This window comes from Streptomyces sp. NPDC056883 (assembly GCF_042788835.1).
Lineage (GTDB): Bacteria > Actinomycetota > Actinomycetes > Streptomycetales > Streptomycetaceae > Streptomyces > Streptomyces stoeckheimensis.
In genome coordinates, this window is the sequence record NZ_JBHUBS010000005.1 from 446845 (window position 1) to 464035 (window position 17191).

The window sequence follows — 17191 nt, forward strand, 5'->3', positions numbered from 1 at the left end:
GGGGGGGCGTTTTTTCTTTCTGCTTGGTTTGGTGGGGTGGAAAGGGGGGGGGGAAAAGCCTGGGGTGTGTGTGGGCTGGGTGGGGGGACCCCCACCCCCCCCCCCCCCCCGGCGCCGAACATGCCACAGGGCCCGGGTGCACATCGCACCCGGGCCCTGCCACGTAAGACCGCTAAGCCGGCCATCAGGTCGTACGACGCCTGCGCGCCCCCGGCCGCCGCTCGCTCGGCCGGTACACGCTCTCCCCGGCCTCCTTCGCGGCCTCGCGGCGCGCGGCCCCGTACTCCGCCAGGGCCTCCGCCAGCTTGCCCACGCTCGGCTCCGGCGACAGCACGTCGACCCGGAGCCCGTGCTCCTCGGCCGTCTTGGCCGTGGCCGGGCCGATGCACGCGATGACGGTGACGTTGTGCGGCTTGCCGGCGATGCCGACGAGGTTGCGCACGGTCGAGGACGACGTGAAGAGCACGGCGTCGAAGCCGCCGCCCTTGATCGCCTCACGGGTGTCCTGCGGCGGCGGCGAGGCGCGCACGGTCCGGTAGGCGGTGACGTCGTCGACCTCCCACCCGAGCTCGATCAGCCCGGCGACCAGGGTCTCGGTGGCGATGTCGGCGCGCGGCAGGAAGACGCGGTCGATCGGGTCGAAGACCGGGTCGTACGGCGGCCAGTCCTCCAGCAGACCGGCGGCGGACTGCTCGCCGCTGGGCACGAGGTCGGGCTTGACGCCGAACTCCACCAGGGCGGCGGCGGTCTGCTCGCCGACGGCGGCGACCTTGATGCCGGCGAAGGCACGGGCATCGAGCCCGTACTCCTCGAACTTCTCGCGCACGGCCTTGACCGCGTTGACGGAGGTGAAGGCGATCCACTCGTAGCGGCCCGTCACGAGCCCCTTGACCGCCCGCTCCATCTGCTGCGGGGTGCGCGGCGGCTCCACGGCGATGGTCGGCACCTCGTGGGGCACCGCGCCGTACGAACGCAGCTGGTCGGAGAGCGAGGCGGCCTGCTCCTTGGTGCGCGGCACGAGCACGCGCCAGCCGAAGAGCGGCTTCGACTCGAACCAGGACAGTTCCTCGCGGCGCGCGACGGCGCCGTGCTCACCGACCACGGCTATGACGGAGCGAGCGCCCTCGGGCGAGGGGAGGATCTTGCCCTGCTTGAACACCTGCGCGATGGTCCCGAGGGTCGCGCTCCACGTCCGCTGGCGGGTCGTCGTACCGGCCACGGTCACGGTGAGCGGGGTGTCGGGCTTGCGCCCGGCGCCGATCAGCTCGGCCGCAGCCGCCGAAACGGTCTCCAGCGTCGCGGAGACGACGAGGATGCCGTCGCTGGCGCCCACCTCGCTCCAGCAGCGCGCGGAGGCGGTCCGCGCGTTCACGAACCTCACGTCCGCACCCTGCTTGCCGGTCAGCGGAACACCGGCGTACGCGGGCACGCCGACGGCGGTCGCGATGCCGGGGACGACCTCGAAGGGGATGCCGCCGGTGGCGCAGGCGAGCATCTCCTCGGCCGCGTTCCCGTCGAGCCCGGGGTCGCCGGTGACGGCACGGACGACCCGCCTGCCGGAGCGCGCGGCCTCCATGACAAGATTGGCGGCATCTCGGATGACCGGGACTCCGGCGGCTGCTGACTTCTCGTCAGCAATCGTCAGCTGTGGCGTGTCCACCCCCGCGCGCGCATGCGTACGTACGACCTCGAGCACCTCGGGCTCCGCGATCAGTACGTCCGCGGCGGCCAGGGCCTCCACGGCGCGAAGCGTCAGCAGTCCCGGGTCGCCCGGGCCGGCACCGAGGAAGGTGACGTGCCCCTGGACGGCGGCGGACGGAAACGCGGAGGTGGTTGGGCTTGTGGGGTTCAAAGCGACCGCTCCCCCATCAGACCGGCCGCGCCCTTGGCCAGCATCTCGTCCGCGAGTTCGCGGCCGAGCGCCATGGCCTCGTCGTACGACTGGGGCACGGGACCGGTGGTGGACAGCTGCACCAGCGTGGAACCATCGAGGGTTCCCACGACTCCCCGCAGGCGCATCTCATTGACAATCTGCCCGTCGGCCAACAGGTCGGCGAGCGCACCCACGGGGGCGCTGCAGCCGGCCTCCAGGGCGCCGAGCAGGGCGCGTTCGGCGGTCACGGCGGCCCGGGTGTACGGGTCGTCGAGCTCGGCGAGCGCGGAAATCAGGTCCGTGTCGGACGCCAGACACTCCACGGCCAGGGCACCCTGGCCGGGCGCGGGCAGCATGTTGTCCACGGAGATCAGGTCGGTGGCCTCGTCGCCGCGGCCGATCCGGTTGAGCCCGGCGGCGGCGAGCACGACGGCGTCGAGCTCCCCACTGCGCACGAACCCGATCCGGGTGTCGACGTTGCCGCGGATGGCGACGGTCTCGATGACCTTGCCCAGCGACTTGGCGTACGCGTGCAGCTGCGACCTGCGCCGCGGCGAGCCGGTGCCGATGCGCGCACCGTCGGGCAGCTGCTCGAAGGTCAGGCCGTCACGGGCGACGAGCGCGTCGCGCGGGTCCTCGCGCTGCGGCATGGCCGCGATGACGAGGTCGTCGGGCTGCGTGGTGGGCAGGTCCTTCAGCGAGTGCACGGCGAAGTCGACTTCGCCGCGCACGAGGGCCTCGCGCAGGGCGGTGACGAAGACGCCGGTGCCGCCGATCTGCGAAAGGCTCTCGCGGGACACGTCACCGTAGGTCGTGATCTCCACGAGCTCGACGGGCCGGCCGGTGATCGCCCGTACCGCCTCGGCGACATGCCCGGACTGGGACATGGCCAGCTTGCTGCGCCGCGTGCCGAGCCTCAGCGGCTGGTCGAGACGTGGATTCATGATGCCCGTCCTGAGTCGTGGTTCTTGTCAGCCTCGTCGGCCCGGCTGACGGAGGCCACCGTCTGCGGGTCGAGATCGAAGAGTTCGCGCAGCGCCTCGGCGTACCCGGCGCCGCCGGGCTCGCTCGCGAGCTGCTTGACGCGCACGGTCGGCGCGTGGAGGAGCTTGTCGACGACGCGCCGCACGGTCTGAGTCACTTCAGCCCGCTGCCGCTCGTCGAGATCGGGTACGCGCCCGTCGAGCCGTGCCACTTCCATGGCGACGACCTCCGCGGCCATGGCGCGCAGGGCGACCACGGTGGGCGTGATGTGCGCGGCCCGCTGGGCGGCCCCGAAAGCGGCCACCTCCGCGGCCACTATCGCGCGTACGGCATCGACGTCGGCGGCCATGGGCGCATCGGCACTCGCCTCGGCCAGCGACTCGATGTCCACCAGCCGCACGCCCGGAATCCGGTGCACGGCGGCGTCGATGTCACGGGGCATGGCCAGGTCGAGCAGCGCCAGCCGTACGGGCTGCGCGTCCACCTGGTTCCGTACGCCCTTGCGCGGCTGCTGCCGCTGCGCGGCGGCCTCGCCCTGGTCGGCCCAGGTCCCGTGCAGCTCCAGCGACCCGGCGTCCACCCCGGCGAGCGCGGCCCGCCCATCGGCGGTCCGCCCCGGATCGGAAGCCAGCGCCTCGAGCCCCACGGGACACCCGTCCCGCTCCTCGACGACGACCTTGCTCCGCACGGCCCCGGCATCGGCGATCCGCCGACCACCGGCCGCCAGCACGGCCAGCCGCGCAACGAGCTCGGCGTCCATATCCAGCCCCGCCGGCGTTTGAGGCGCGGGGGTCCGGGGGCCGGCCCCCGGCAACGGCGCCGCACCCGCATCGGGTCCGGGGCGAAGCTCCGGGGAACGGTGGAAGGGCGGGTAGGGGACGGCCCCCGCAGGGCCCGCCTCCAAGGCCGCCGCCACGTCATCCCCGGTCAGCACCAAGCCGGTGGCACCCGTACAGGAAACGACGACATCGACCCGAGCCAGCTCATCGGCGACACCGGACATCGCAATGGCCGAAGCCGCCACCCCGGTGCCCGAGGCAACCAGAATCTCGGCCAACCGCTCCGCCCGCTCGGCGGTCCGGTTCGCCACCACGACCTCGGCGACACCCACCCGCGCCAGCGTCGCCGCAGCCAGCGAAGACATCGACCCGGCCCCGATGACGAGCGCCCGCTTCCCCGCGGCCCACTCCTCCACCGGCACCCGCACGGCGAGCTGCTCCAGCCCGAAGGTCACCAGCGACTGCCCCGCCCGGTCGATCCCGGTCTCGGAGTGCGCCCGCTTGCCGACGCGCAGCGCCTGCTGGAACAGATCGTTGATCAAACGCCCGGCCGTGTGGAGCTCCTGCCCCAGCGCCAGCGCGTCCTTGATCTGCCCGAGGATCTGCCCCTCGCCGACCACCATCGAGTCCAGCCCGCACGCCACCGAGAAGAGGTGGTGGACGGCCCGGTCCTCGTAGTGCACGTACAGATAAGGAGTGAGCTCCTCCAGCGCGACCCCGCTGTGCTGCGCCAACAGCGTCGACAGCTCGGCCACACCCGCGTGGAACTTGTCCACGTCCGCGTACAGCTCGATCCGGTTGCAGGTGGCGAGCACCGCCGCCTCCGCCGCCGGTTCCGCGGCGAGGGTGTCGTGCAGCAGCTTGACCTTGGCATCGGCGGCCAGCGAAGCGCGCTCCAGCACGCTCACGGGCGCACTGCGATGGCTCAGCCCTACGACGAGCAGACTCATGCCGGCATCACCGCCGGAACGTCCCCGTCGGGTCCGCCCTTCCGCGCGACGGCGGCGGCCCGGCCGGCGGGCGGCACGACGGCGGCGGCGGGAGCCGCACCGGTGCCGGTGCCCGCGGCGGAGCCTCCGGCGGCAGCGGCGGCCGCCGCTTCCTCACCGGCCTTGCGCTGCTCGTGGAAGGCCAGGATCTGCAGCTCGATCGACAGGTCGACCTTGCGCACGTCCACGCCCTCGGGCACGGACAGCACGGTCGGCGCGAAGTTCAGGATGGAGGTGACTCCGGCGGCGATGAGCCGCTCGCTGACCTGCTGGGCGGCACCTGCCGGGGTCGCGATGACCCCGATCGAGACGCCGTTCTCCTCGATGATCTTCTCGAGCTCATCGGTGTGCTGCACGGGCATCCCGGCCACCGGCTTGCCGGCCATGGCCGGATCGGCGTCGATGAGCGCGGCCACGCGGAAACCGCGCGACGCGAAACCGCCGTAGTTGGCCAGGGCGGCGCCGAGGTTACCGATGCCGACGATGACGACCGGCCAGTCCTGGGTCAGCCCGAGCTCGCGGGAGATCTGGTAGACGAGGTACTCCACGTCGTACCCGACACCGCGGGTGCCGTAGGAGCCGAGGTAGGAGAAGTCCTTGCGGAGCTTCGCGGAGTTGACTCCGGCGGCCGCGGCCAGCTCCTCGGAGGACACCGTGGGCACCGATCGCTCGGAGAGCGCGGTGAGGGCGCGCAAGTACAGCGGAAGCCGGGCGACAGTGGCCTCGGGAATACCTCGGCTGCGGGTCGCCGGTCGGTGAGTTCGGCCAGTTGCCACGATGCTCCTGCGGGATGAGCGGGGCTGCAGGTGGCCACTTGTCCCAGGACCACCCCGTCGAATGCAGGCTATGTCTTTGTGAACGCGTGCACAAAGATTGTGTCCGCTTTGTCCGAGCAAAGTGACCGGGGTCACGCGCCTTGGGCGTATGGACCGGGAACCGGCGACACGCCGAACCCGTTCAATTCCCGAAGGGGGCAAAACGGTACACACTCCTCACCAATACGCCCCCGAGACCCCATAAATCGCCCACGATGGTAACCGCCCGACGGCTCAAGCCTGCAATGCCCGTCGGAGCCGGTCAGGGTTCACCCTCCAGAAGGTGTGCTGCTCGCCGTCCACCAGCACGACCGGAATCTGCTCCCAGTGCAGGCGGTACAGCTCCTCGTCCTGCGAAATGTCCTTCTTCTCCCACTGTGCGCCCGTCTCGGCGCAGACCTTCTCGACCACTTCCTGGGCGTCGTCACAGAGGTGACACCCCGGCTTCCCGATGAGCGTGACCAACCGCTCCTCCGGACGCTTCTTTTCGGCACGGCGCAGCAAAGGACTCATGCACCCATTCTCCCGCGCCCGCACCCCGACCACCCCGGGCCGGAAGGACCGAAGAGTTCACCTGCCTGAATCCCGGCGGTTCGGGAACTCCCGAACACAGTGGCTATGCTCGCGTCATGGCCGCTCTGGGATGGCTCACCCCCCGTAGGCGCTCCGCCACCGCGCGGAGCGTGCTGGCAGGCGAGGCCTCGGCCGAGGCCGCCCGCAAGACCGCACTGGCCGACGAACTGCCCGACGGCACGGACTTCCCCGGAACCGCCGAAGCGGAACGCGCGGCGGAGGCGGAGCCGCAGGCTCCACAGGAGCCCGCCGAGGCCGATGAGGCCGCCGAGCCCGCCGAGCCGGAGTTCCCCGTCGCCGGCGACGACCTGGCCGCCGCCTTCTTCGACCTCGACAACACCGTCATGCAGGGCGCCGCGATCTTCCACTTCGGCCGCGGCCTCTACAAGCGGGAGTTCTTCCGCCGCCGCGAGCTGGCCCGCTTCGCCTGGCAGCAGGCCTGGTTCCGGCTCGCCGGGGTCGAGGACCCCGAGCACATGCAGGACGCCCGCGACAGCGCGCTGTCCATCGTCAAGGGACACAAGGTCTCCGAGCTGATGTCCATCGGCGAGGAGATCTACGACGAGTACATGGCGGAGCGGATCTGGCCGGGCACCCGCGCCCTGGCCCAGGCCCACCTCGACGCCGGCCAGAAGGTCTGGCTCGTCACGGCCGCCCCCGTGGAGACCGCCACGATCATCGCCCGCCGGCTCGGCCTGACCGGAGCCCTCGGCACCGTCGCGGAGTCCGTGGACGGCGTATACACCGGCCGACTGGTCGGCGAGCCGCTGCACGGCCCCGCCAAGGCGGAGGCGGTCCGCGCCCTGGCCGCCGCCGAGGGACTGGACCTCGCGCGCTGCGCGGCGTACAGCGATTCGCACAACGACATTCCGATGCTGTCCCTGGTCGGACATCCGTACGCGATCAATCCCGACACAAAACTGCGCAAGCATGCCCACTCCAACGACTGGCGCCTGCGCGACTATCGGACCGGCCGCAAGGCCGTGAAGATCGGCGTCCCGGCCGCCGCGGGCGTCGGCGCGATCGCGGGCGGCACGGCCGCCGCCATCGCCCTGCACCGCCGCCGCAAGTAGCGGCCACGGGGCCCCGCCCGGCCTCCCGCCCCACCACGCCCGGCACCCTCCCCCGACCGGGACATTCGCTCACCTCTACCCGCGCCTGTCACGCGGCACTCCGCCCTGCCCTACTCGGTCGCGAGCCATCGTGGAAGCAGGCATTCCGCGCACCCAACTGATCAAGAATCGATCACCATCTGTGCCTGAATATGCCCTCGACACGCAACAGAAGTGTCGTAACCGGTGATTTGAGCAACTGGGTGTAGCGCCGCCTGTACGAAGCGTTATTCTCCTCAAACGCATGCCACCGCCATCTGTCGCTACGACGGGTGAACGGTCCCGCACTGCACGTGATGGAAGCTCTGCCTCTGGGAGTCCCGTGTACCCACCTGTCGGGGTTGACGCCTCGGGCCTGGCTACGCTGCGCGCAACGGTCCTCGACCAGCTGCGCGGCTTCGTCCCCACCGCGTACACCGTCCCCGCATTCGCCACCGCGGTCCCCGCCGGACTCGGCCCGGCCGGTCCTTGCTATGCCCTGACCGACGGCGGGGCAACGGTGGGCAGACGCGGTCGCGCCGGCGGCTCGTCCGCCGGGGGCGCAGCCGCCGGGACCACCGCGCCCGCCGCCCGCCGACCCACCGCGGACAGCGACCAGGCCCGCATGATGGACCTGGTCGAACGCGCCCAGGCCGGCGAGGCCGATGCCTTCGGCCGCCTGTACGACCAGTACAGCGACACCGTCTACCGCTACATCTACTACCGCGTCGGCGGCAAGGCGACCGCGGAGGATCTCACCAGCGAGACCTTCCTGCGTGCGCTGCGCCGCATCTCCACCTTCACCTGGCAGGGCCGCGACTTCGGCGCCTGGCTCGTGACGATCGCCCGCAACCTGGTCGCCGACCACTTCAAGTCGAGCCGCTTCCGCCTGGAAGTCACCACCGGCGAAATGCTCGACGCCAACGAGGTGGAACGGTCCCCCGAGGACTCCGTCCTGGAGTCCCTCTCCAACGCGGCCCTGCTGGAAGCCGTACGGAAACTCAATCCGCAGCAGCAGGAGTGCGTGACCTTGCGCTTCCTGCAGGGCCTCTCGGTCGCCGAGACGGCCAGGGTGATGGGAAAGAACGAGGGTGCCATCAAGACCCTCCAGTACCGGGCGGTCCGCACCCTGGCCCGCCTGCTCCCCGACGACGCCCGCTGACCCCGCCCTCCTCTCACATTTCGGTACACCTCCCTGATGACCTTGATGACACCGACGACAGTGACGACACTGCCGAATCCCATGACGCTGTGGTCCGATCATCCTTCGTCCGTAACCCAAGTGCCGCGCCGCTCGTTGTGGGGAATGCAGGCTCCCTGTGGACAAGCCCTGCCCGAAGCCGCTCACCCGAAAGGGTGGATGTGCTCAAGGAAGGCAACCTTCCGGACACCTTGGGGAGTCGATCGTCATGACGAGAGGAGGTGCCGCCAGTGATCGCGAACGTGACTCCGCACCGGCGGGCGAACGCCTTCGCCCAGGCCCTGGAGGAGCGGACCCCGTCCGACCTTTCGGAACCGGACCCGGCGGCCGAGCAGTCCGAGGCACCTGCCGAACCTGCCGACCACGACCGGTTGTTGGCCCTGGCGAGCGTGCTCGGCGAAAGAATGCCGCGCCCGGTGCTGGACCCCGAGGTCAAAGTGGTGCAACGAGCCCAGCTCATTGCCGCCATGGAAGCCAAGGTGATGGAAGAGAGGGCCGGGGGCGGCGTGGCCGCCGACCCTCAAGTGCCCGAACAGCGGACCGGCCGCGGCGCCCACCGGGCGACCTCGCTCCGGAAATTGCGGCCCCGCTCCCGCTGGTCCAAGGGCATCGCGGCAGGCGGTCTCACCGTAGGTGTGGCCGCGGGGGCCTTCAGCGGAGTGGCCGCTGCCAGCACGGACGCCCTGCCGGGTGACCATCTGTACCCCGTGAAGCGGGGCATGGAGGACATCCGGCTCGGGATGGCCGACGACGATTCGGACCGGGGCGAGCTCTATCTCGACCAGGCCTCGAGCCGTCTGTCGGAGGCCCGCCGGCTCATGGAGCGCGGCCGTCTCGGCGCACTCGACCACGAGTCCCTCGGCGAGATCCGCCGAGCCCTCGCGGGCATGAAGCACGACGCCTCGGAAGGCCACCGGCTGCTCCAGGCCGCCTACGAACGGGACGGCTCGCTCGGCCCGATCCAGGCACTGTCCTCGTTCTCCCGTTCGCACCGGGACGCGTGGGCCAAGCTCCGGGGCAACCTCCCCGCGCAGCTCACGGACGTGGGCGGTGAGGTGGAGTCGGTCTTCCAGGCCATAGACCACGACGTGGCGCCGCTCCAGAGTCTGCTCCCGAAGCCTCCGGAACAGACCCGTGGCTCCGGCCCCTCCACGAAGCCGAGCGCCCCTGCGGGCAAGCAGCAGGCGACGCCCTCCCCGGGCGCACCGTCCACGGCCCCCAACCCGCCCACGGACCAGACCTCGGGTTCCCCGAAGGCCCCGGCCCCGGGCGGCGGCGGTCTCCTGGGCAACACGGGCAACCTCCTGAACCCGCCCGCGGGCCAGGGCCAGCCCACCCCGTCCGAGTCCGGCGGCGCCCCCGCTCCGGCCCACCCGGACATCACCCTCCCGCCCCTCCTCCCCGGCCTGCTCCCAGGCCTGGGCATCAAGGCGGAAGACGCTGACTAGCACCGACTAGCCCTCAAACGCCGGCGAGGCACATCCAGCCTCGCCGGCGTTTGAGGCGCCGCAGGGCAGCCGTCCCCACCGGGCCGCACCCACGCGGGTCAGAAGAAGACGGACCGCCGCTGCACCAGCAGCTTGTACAGCGTGTGCTGGATCTGCTCCCGCACCTGATCCGTCAGGTTGAACATCAGCATCGGATCCTCGGCGGCCTCCGGCGCGTACCCGTCCGTCGGAATCGGCTCCCCGAACTGGATCGTCCACTTCGTCGGCAGCGGCACCGCCCCGAGCGGCCCCAGCAGCGGAAACGTCGGCGTGATCGGGAAGTACGGGATCCCCAGCAGCCGCGCCAGCGTCTTCGAGTTCCCGATCATGGGGTAGATCTCCTCCGCCCCCACGATCGAGCAGGGCACGATCGGCGTCCCCGCACGCAGCGCGGTCGACACGAACCCGCCCCGCCCGAACCGCTGGAGCTTGTACCGGTCCCCGAACGGCTTCCCTATCCCCTTGAAGCCCTCGGGCATCACGCCCACCAGCTCCCCGGCCTCCAGCAGCCGCTGCGCGTCCTCCGCGCACGCCAGCGTGTGCCCGGCCTTCCGCGCGAGCTCGTTCACCACGGGGAGCATGAACACCAAGTCGGCCGCCAGCAGCCGCAGGTGCCGCTGCGCCGGGTGCTGGTCGTGCACGGCGACCTGGAGCATCAGGCCGTCCAGCGGCAAGGTCCCGGAGTGGTTCGCCACGATCAGCGCGCCGCCCTCCTTCGGGATGTTCTCGATGCCCTTCACCTCGACCCGGAAGTACTTGTCGTACAGCGGCCGCATCAGGGACATCAGGACCTGGTCCGTCAGCTCCTTGTCGTAGCCGAAGTCGTCGACCTCGTACTCCCCGGTGATCCGGCGCCGCAGGAACGCCAGCCCGCCGGCGATCCGCCGGTCCCAGGCGTCCGCCACCGGCTCCGGTACGGCCTCCACCACCGGCTCCGGACCGACCGGCGCCGCGACGGGCGCGGCCGGCGGCTCCGGCGCGACCCGTACCCGCCGGGCGGGCGTGGACCGCCGCCGCGGCCGGTCCTCGTCGAACGGAATGACCTTGGCGTCCGCCACTATCGCTGCGCTCCATCCATGTCCACGTCCAGCACCCCGGCCACCCGGTCGACCGCCCGCGCCACCCGCTCCGGCGGCAGCAGCCCGCCGCCCCGGCTCCGCGTGAAGTCGGCGAAGGTCTCGGCGGTCGTATACATCGGCTCGAATCCCAGCACCTCCCGCATCTGCGTGGTCTCCACGACCCGCCCGTGCGTGAGGAGCCTTATCTGCTCCGGCGAGAAGTCCGTCGCCCCGACCGCCCGCAGCGCCGCGCCCACCCAGGTCACCGCGGGCAGCAGCAGCGGCACCGTCGGCCGTCCCAGCCGCCGCGCGCACTGCGACAGCAGCAGCACCCCCTCGCCGGCGATGTTGAAGGTCCCGCTGAGCCCGCCGGGCCCGCTGGTCTGCGAGGCCAGCCGCAGCACGTCCAGTACGTCGTCCTCGTGCACGAACTGCAACCGCGGGTCGTAGCCCAGCACGGTCGGGATCAGCGGCATCGAGAAGTACTCGGCGAGCGCCGAGTCGGCGAAGGGCCCGAGGATGTTCGCGAACCGCAGCACGCACACCGCGACGTCGGGCCGCCTGCGCGCGAAGCCGCGTACGTACCCCTCGACCTCGGTGGCGTCCTTGGCGAAGCCTGCGGCGGGCAGCGACTTCGGCTGCGTGGTCTCGGTGAAGACGGCCGGATCCCGCGAGGTGCCCCCGTACACACTGGTACTGGACTTCACCACGAGCCGCCGCACCGTCGGGGACTTCTGGCAGGCTCCCAGGAGCTGCATCGTCCCGATGACGTTGGTTTCCTTGACGGTGCTGTACGAACCGGAGCCCGCGCCCGTCGCCGCTCCCCCGGTGACCGCGAGATGCACCACCGTGTCGACGGCGTTCTCGGCCAGCACCCGGGCGATGGCCGACTGCCTGATGTCCGCACGGACGAACTCGGCCGAGCCGAGCCTGTGCGGCGGGGTCACCGCGTCGACCGCGATCACCCGCTCGACCTCGGGGTCCCGCTGGATCCGCCGCACGAAGCGGCCCCCCAGCTGCCGGGCAGCCCCGGTGACCAGCACGACCTTCCCCACGAGCTCAGCGCCTCCCTCGAAGAAGTCCCCCGGCTGCACCGCAGCCCCTCCACCAGAATGGTGGAGGGGCTGCGGTAAACACGTACAGCTGCCGTTTACTTCTTGTTACGGCGCTGGACGCGGGTGCGCTTGAGCAGCTTGCGGTGCTTCTTCTTAGCCATCCGCTTGCGCCGCTTCTTGATAACAGAGCCCACGACTACCCTCGCTCACTTCTCTTCATTCGGTGCGGGGCGTCGGGGCCCACACGACCTACGTCGGCCTAGCCTACCCGCCCGAGCTCTGAGCTTGTAATCCGCGTGCCCCCGAGGGGTAACCGCAGGCTCCCGACCCTTACCCCTCAGGCCGATTCCACCCCCACAAAGGACTCGCGGAGGTACTCGTGCACCGCATTTTCGGGGACCCGGAAGGACCGGCCCACCCGGATTGCGGGCAGATGTCCGTTGTGCACCAAGCGGTACACGGTCATCTTCGACACTCGCATCACCGAGGCGACCTCCGCCACGGTCAGGAACTGAACCTCACTGAGAGGCCTCTCGCCAGCAGCCATGACACACCTTGACCTTCCGCGCATGACGGGCACCGGCTTCCCCTCCGGTTACGCCCCGTCGTCGCACGCTCACTCACCAGAGTAGGGGCGTGTGATACGAGTGGGGAAGAGGAGCTACGTCCACTCCTGCCGACCCGACAGACTCGCCCGATTGAGTACATAGCGAGTGAGCGGTCGGTAGTAGTCCGCGCGCACCGCGTCATCAAGTGGAACCGCCACCGACACCTGCCCCTCGGCTTCCCCCACGAACAGCGCGGGATCATCGGTATCGGCGAGCCCGATCGCCTCCACACCAAGCTGACCTGCACCGCAGACCCACCCGTGGTCCCCCACCACAAGCTCCGGCAGCGGCCCGCCGGCCTCCGCGAGCGCCCCCAGGGCGATCCGAACCGGCAGCGGCGAATGGGAGTGCGCGCCGGTGTCACTCCCGTCCGGCCGCGCGCCGTCTTCCCGCACCAGTGCGACCCCTCGTACGTAATCGATGCGGTGCGTGCGTACGCCGAAGCGGGTCTGCATGTCCACGGGTGCCCCCCATGCCGGAGTGAGGACATCACATCCCGCCGCCGACAGCGCCCCAGCCAAGGTGGCGTAGAACTCCAGAAGCCGGTGCGGGTGACCGGTCCCGAACAACACCGGGGCCCGGGCTCCGGCCACGGCCCGCAGCCGCTCCGCGAAGGCCTCCAGCCCCGCCACCGTCAGCTCCGGATCGATCACGTCCGGCCCGCTGACGTGCGCGGGGTCCGCCGAGACCCCGCACTTCTGCGCCATCAGCCGCAGCAGGTCACCCTCGCCCCACGCCCACGCGGGATCCAGTCCCAGCAGCACCCGCGGATCCCGCGCCGCGAACAGCCGGTAACTGCGCAGGCTTTCCTCCCGAGAGGTCGCAACGGGCCCGGCCAGACGGGCGGCCAGCAGATGCGCACGCAACGCGCCGGTGCTCAACACCCTCCCGATGCTCCCGCACCAACCCTGCCGGATCACCAGTTCCGGCCAATCCGGCACCCGTTGGCGTAACTCCCCGGGCCGGACGGGCTGGAAATGCCGCTGCGCGGCACCATCCAGCCTCGCCGGCCTTTGAGGCGCGGGGTCTGGGGCGGAGCCCAAGGGAGTCCGGGGCGCAGTCCCGGGGAACGGTGGAAGGGCGGGTAGGGGACAGCCCCCGCAGGGCTCAGGCCAGCAGCCCCCGCAGGGGGAACACCGCCCGCCGGGTGGCGAGTACGGCCTGGTCGATCCGGTCCGCAGGGTCGTACCCACCCTCCCAGTCCCGCCAGGCAGGCACCCGCCCATCCGTCATCCGCCCGGGCGCCAACTCCCGCGTCCGCGCATACACCGCATCCCGCCAAGACCCCGGCACGGCCGTCTCGGGATCGATCGGCCGATGCCCGGCGATGGCCACCAGGTGCGTCCACGACCGTGGCACGACGTCGACCACGGCGTACCCGCCCCCACCGAGGGCCAGCCACCGCCCGTCCTCGACGCACGCGTGCGCCAGCTCATGGCACGCTTCCATCACCGCCCGCTGCGCGTCCAAGGACACCGCCAGATGCGCCAGCGGGTCCTCCACATGCGTGTCCGCCCCGTGCTGCGTCACCAGCACCTGCGGCGCGAAGTCCTCCAACAGCTCCGGCACCACCGCGTGGAAGGCCCGCAGCCACCCCTCGTCCCCGGTCCCGGCGGGCAGCGCGATGTTCACCGCCGACCCCTCCGCCGCCGGCCCGCCCGTCTCCTCCGGCCAGCCCGTCTGCGGGAACAGCGTCCGCGGATGCTCGTGCATCGAGATCGTCAGCACCCGGGGGTCGTCCCAGAACGCCGCCTGGACCCCGTCCCCGTGGTGCACGTCCACATCCACATACGCGACCCGCTCGGCCCCCAGCTCCAGCAGCCGCGCGATCGCCAGGGCCGCGTCGTTGTAGACGCAGAAACCCGCCGCCCCGCCCGGCATCGCGTGGTGCAGCCCGCCGGCGAAGTTCACGGCGTGCCCGGCCTCCCCGCGCCAGATCGCCTCGGCCGCCGCGACCGACTGCCCGGCAATCAGCGCGGACGCCTCGTGTATCCCGTGGAACGCCGGATCGTCCGCCGTCCCCAGCCCGTACGAACCGTCGGCGACCCCGGGGTCGGCGGACACCTCGCGCACGGCCGCCACGTAGTCCTCGCGGTGCACCAGCCGCAGCGTCGAGTCACCGGCCGGCCGGCCCGCCCGTACCTCCAGCTCCCGGTCCAGCCCGAAGGCCCGTACCAGGCCCATGGTCAGCTCCAGGCGCACCGGGTCCATCGGATGGCCCGGCCCGAAGTCATACTTCGTTACCGCCTGGTCCCACATCAACAGCCCGGTCACCGGTTCGCCGCTCATGCCGGACACCGTATCGGGCGGGCTCCGTACCGAACGAGCGGGCATAGAAGAGAGTGACGAGGACCAGCACCATCGGCACGAGCATCGCCCCCCGGTAGCTCCAGGCGTCCCCGATCCCGCCCACCAGCGGAGCCCCGATCAGGAATCCGACGTAATTGAAGATGTTCAGCCGCGCGATGGCGGTGTCGGAAGATCCCGGGAACAGCCGCCCCGCCGCCGCGAAGGTCTGCGGCACGATCACGCACAGCCCGAACCCCAGCAGGGTGAAGCCGAGCATCCCCACCCACGCCCCGGGCGCCGCCGCGACCACGGCGAACCCGCCCGCCGCAACGACCGTCCCGATCCGTACGACGGCCACGGCCCCGAAGCGCCGCACCCCGAGGTCCCCGACGGCCCGCCCGAGCAGCGTGGTCACCATGTAGACGTTGTACGGAACGGTGGCGAGCTGCTCGGAGCTGCCCAGCACGTCCTGGAGGTACTTGGCGCTCCAGTTCGAGACCGTCGAGTCACCGATGTACGCGCACGCCATCACCAGGCACAGCGGCAGCAGCAGCTTGAACCCGCCCGGCCCGAGCCCCTTGGCGGCGTCGGAGCCGACGGTCTTGCCGTCCTGGTCCACGTAGAACCGGCTGGCGAGGAGCGCGAGCGGCAGCAGGACGACCACGGCGGGCAGATAGGAGGTGAAGAGCGAGAGGTGCCAGTGCGCCCCCGCCCACGCGGCGGACGCGCCCAGGATCCCGCCGAGGCTGTACGAGGCGTGGAAGCCGAGCATGATGCTGCGTCCGTACGCGCCCTGCAGGCTCACCCCGAGCATGTTCATGGAGGCGTCGAGCGCCCCCACGAACAGCCCGAACGCCCCGAGCGCCAGGGCCACGTGCCACATCTCGCTGCCGGCGCCGACCCCCAGCAGCGCGAGCAGCACGAGCGGCTGCGCCCACCGCAGTACGGTGCTGGGCGCGACCCGCTTCACCAGGTGCTCGGTGACCACGCTGGACACACCGGCGAGGATCGGCACGGCGGCCAGGAAGACGGGCAGCAGTGCGTCGGATATCCCGTACCGGTCCTGAATGGCGGGGATCCTCGTCACGAGGAGCGCGAAGGCCACGCCCTGCACGAAGAAACTGAACCCCAACGCCCCGCGCCCGCGGCGCAGCCGCACGTCTGCTGTCATGGCGGCTCAGCGTAGGCGCCGGTGCTACCGGTGGGTAGAGCGATCACATATCGATTGGGTCAGTGCGAGAACCCACCGCTGTAGCCGGTGTATCCGGAGCCCGTGCCTTCCGCGATCCCCAGCAGGCCGGCCAGCTGGTTCATGTCGCCGAAGTATCCGGTGGCGCCGGGCAGCCGGTCGGCGGGCATCATCGCGGTGTACGCGAGCACGTCCATCCCCGCGGCCAGCGCGGCCTGGACGCCCAGCGGGCTGTCCTCGACGACCACGCACCGGCCGGGTGCCACACCCATCTGGTCCGCGGCGTGCAGGAACAGATCGGGGGCGGGCTTGCCCTGCCCGACGTCCTCAGAGCTGAAGATCCACTCCTCCTCGAACCACTCGTCGAGGCCGGCCGCCCGGTGGCCGACCCGGATCCGCTCGTGGCTCCCGGAGGACGCGAGGCAGTACGCGGTCCCGCTCTCGACCAGAGCAGCCAGCACCCCCTCGACCCCGGGCACGGGCTTGAGCTCCCGTTCGAAGGCGGCGAAGGTACGGGCGTGCAGCGTGCTGTCGAAGTCGGCCGGCAGCGCCTGCCCGGTCCGCTCCCGCACCAGGTCGTGGACCCGGTGGACCGCGGCCCCCATGTAGTCGCGGAGCGACTCCTCGTACGAGGTCGGGTGGCCCAGCTCGGTCAGGTACCCGGCGAGGATGCTGTTGGCGAGCGGCTCACTGTCCACCAGCACGCCGTCGTTGTCGAAGATGACGAGGTCGTAGCCCATGCGACAACCCTACGAGCCGTCAGTGCCAATCCATCCGGACCCCATGCCGGGCATCCGCAGGACATCCAAAGATCCTGGGATCCTCCAGTTGGCGGAACGGGCCGGCCCACCCGGCCCACCACCCGTCCGATCCTTCGGCCCGTAAACGCAGAAAAGCCCCGCACCGAACCCGTAAGGGCTGGTGCGGGGCTTTCCCACAATGATTGTTCGGCGGCGTCCTACTCTCCCACAGGGTCCCCCCTGCAGTACCATCGGCGCTGAAAGGCTTAGCTTCCGGGTTCGGAATGTAAACCGGGCGTTTCCCTAACGCTATGACCACCGAAACACTATGAAGTTAACCAACCGGATATGAACACAGTTCGTTACTTCAGAACTAACACAGTGGACGCGAGCAACTGAGGACAAGCCCTCGGCCTATTAGTACCAGTCAGCTCCACCCGTTACCGGGCTTCCACATCTG

At 70.9% G+C, this 17191-nt stretch carries 16 protein-coding genes and 1 rRNA gene; 3 read left to right on the forward strand and 14 right to left on the reverse strand.

The features are described 5' to 3' along the window. Positions 1-184: 184 nt before the first annotated feature. The 5 genes from ACFRU2_RS16810 to ACFRU2_RS16830 all read right to left on the reverse strand — a co-directional run bounded on the left by ACFRU2_RS16810 (position 185) and on the right by ACFRU2_RS16830 (position 5953). Positions 185-1852 (reverse strand): uroporphyrinogen-III synthase, encoded by a 1668-nt coding sequence (locus ACFRU2_RS16810; RefSeq protein ID WP_382972520.1) that lies wholly within the window; start codon positions 1850-1852, stop codon positions 185-187. Next, positions 1849-2817: a hydroxymethylbilane synthase gene (gene hemC / locus ACFRU2_RS16815; RefSeq protein ID WP_266905827.1), complete on the reverse strand. Its 969-nt coding sequence runs from the start codon at positions 2815-2817 to the stop codon at positions 1849-1851. The genes ACFRU2_RS16810 and hemC overlap by 4 nt, the downstream gene beginning before the upstream one ends. After that, positions 2814-4586: a glutamyl-tRNA reductase gene (locus ACFRU2_RS16820; protein WP_382972522.1), complete on the reverse strand. Its 1773-nt coding sequence runs from the start codon at positions 4584-4586 to the stop codon at positions 2814-2816. The genes hemC and ACFRU2_RS16820 overlap by 4 nt, the downstream gene beginning before the upstream one ends. After that, positions 4583-5401 carry a redox-sensing transcriptional repressor Rex gene (locus tag ACFRU2_RS16825; protein WP_382972524.1) on the reverse strand — a complete coding sequence of 273 codons (819 nt, stop codon included), beginning with the start codon at positions 5399-5401 and terminating at the stop codon, positions 4583-4585. Before ACFRU2_RS16825 ends, ACFRU2_RS16820 begins: the two co-directional genes overlap by 4 nt. A gap of 273 nt (positions 5402-5674) precedes the next feature. Continuing rightward, positions 5675-5953, reverse strand: a complete 279-nt coding sequence (locus tag ACFRU2_RS16830; RefSeq protein ID WP_250741030.1) for a glutaredoxin family protein — start codon at positions 5951-5953, stop codon at positions 5675-5677. A gap of 116 nt (positions 5954-6069) precedes the next feature. Between ACFRU2_RS16830 and ACFRU2_RS16835 the strand changes: the two genes are divergently transcribed. From ACFRU2_RS16835 to ACFRU2_RS16845, 3 genes are all read left to right on the forward strand, one after another. Then, complete coding sequence (locus ACFRU2_RS16835; RefSeq protein ID WP_382972526.1) at positions 6070-7086, forward strand: HAD family hydrolase; 1017 nt, start codon at positions 6070-6072, stop codon at positions 7084-7086. A gap of 361 nt (positions 7087-7447) precedes the next feature. After that, positions 7448-8266, forward strand: a complete 819-nt coding sequence (locus ACFRU2_RS16840; RefSeq protein ID WP_243340126.1) for an ECF subfamily RNA polymerase sigma factor, BldN family — start codon at positions 7448-7450, stop codon at positions 8264-8266. A gap of 269 nt (positions 8267-8535) precedes the next feature. After that, on the forward strand, positions 8536-9753 hold the full coding sequence (locus ACFRU2_RS16845; RefSeq protein WP_382972528.1) for a DUF5667 domain-containing protein: 1218 nt from the start codon (positions 8536-8538) through the stop codon (positions 9751-9753). 98 nt (positions 9754-9851) lie between these two features. On the opposite strand, the gene ACFRU2_RS16850 is transcribed toward ACFRU2_RS16845, so the two are convergent. From ACFRU2_RS16850 to rrf, 9 genes are all read right to left on the reverse strand, one after another. After that, entirely contained in the window at positions 9852-10850 is a 999-nt protein-coding gene (locus ACFRU2_RS16850; protein ID WP_382972530.1) for a lysophospholipid acyltransferase family protein, read from the reverse strand. After that, the gene (locus ACFRU2_RS16855) at positions 10850-11905 is read right to left on the reverse strand and encodes an NAD-dependent epimerase/dehydratase family protein (RefSeq protein WP_382972532.1); all 1056 of its coding nucleotides are present in this window, start codon (positions 11903-11905) and stop codon (positions 10850-10852) included. Before ACFRU2_RS16855 ends, ACFRU2_RS16850 begins: the two co-directional genes overlap by 1 nt. A gap of 95 nt (positions 11906-12000) precedes the next feature. After that, positions 12001-12099, reverse strand: a complete 99-nt coding sequence (locus ACFRU2_RS16860; protein ID WP_003948845.1) for a 30S ribosomal protein bS22 — start codon at positions 12097-12099, stop codon at positions 12001-12003. 143 nt (positions 12100-12242) lie between these two features. After that, on the reverse strand, positions 12243-12452 hold the full coding sequence (locus ACFRU2_RS16865) for a helix-turn-helix domain-containing protein (RefSeq protein WP_162688852.1): 210 nt from the start codon (positions 12450-12452) through the stop codon (positions 12243-12245). A gap of 114 nt (positions 12453-12566) precedes the next feature. Beyond that, positions 12567-13397 (reverse strand): phosphatase, encoded by an 831-nt coding sequence (locus tag ACFRU2_RS16870; RefSeq protein ID WP_250741036.1) that lies wholly within the window; start codon positions 13395-13397, stop codon positions 12567-12569. A 223-nt stretch (positions 13398-13620) separates the two neighbouring features. Next, positions 13621-14772, reverse strand: coding sequence for an acetoin utilization protein AcuC (locus ACFRU2_RS16875; protein WP_382972590.1), 1152 nt, complete (start codon positions 14770-14772; stop codon positions 13621-13623). After that, the gene (locus ACFRU2_RS16880; RefSeq protein WP_382972535.1) at positions 14744-15973 is read right to left on the reverse strand and encodes an MFS transporter; all 1230 of its coding nucleotides are present in this window, start codon (positions 15971-15973) and stop codon (positions 14744-14746) included. Before ACFRU2_RS16880 ends, ACFRU2_RS16875 begins: the two co-directional genes overlap by 29 nt. Positions 15974-16032: 59 nt before the next feature. Then, a complete protein-coding gene (locus tag ACFRU2_RS16885) occupies positions 16033-16731 on the reverse strand; it encodes an HAD family hydrolase (RefSeq protein WP_382972537.1) in 699 nt (232 codons plus the stop codon). A gap of 205 nt (positions 16732-16936) precedes the next feature. Then, positions 16937-17054 (reverse strand): 5S ribosomal RNA (gene rrf, locus ACFRU2_RS16890). Between the last annotated feature and the right edge of the window lie 137 nt (positions 17055-17191).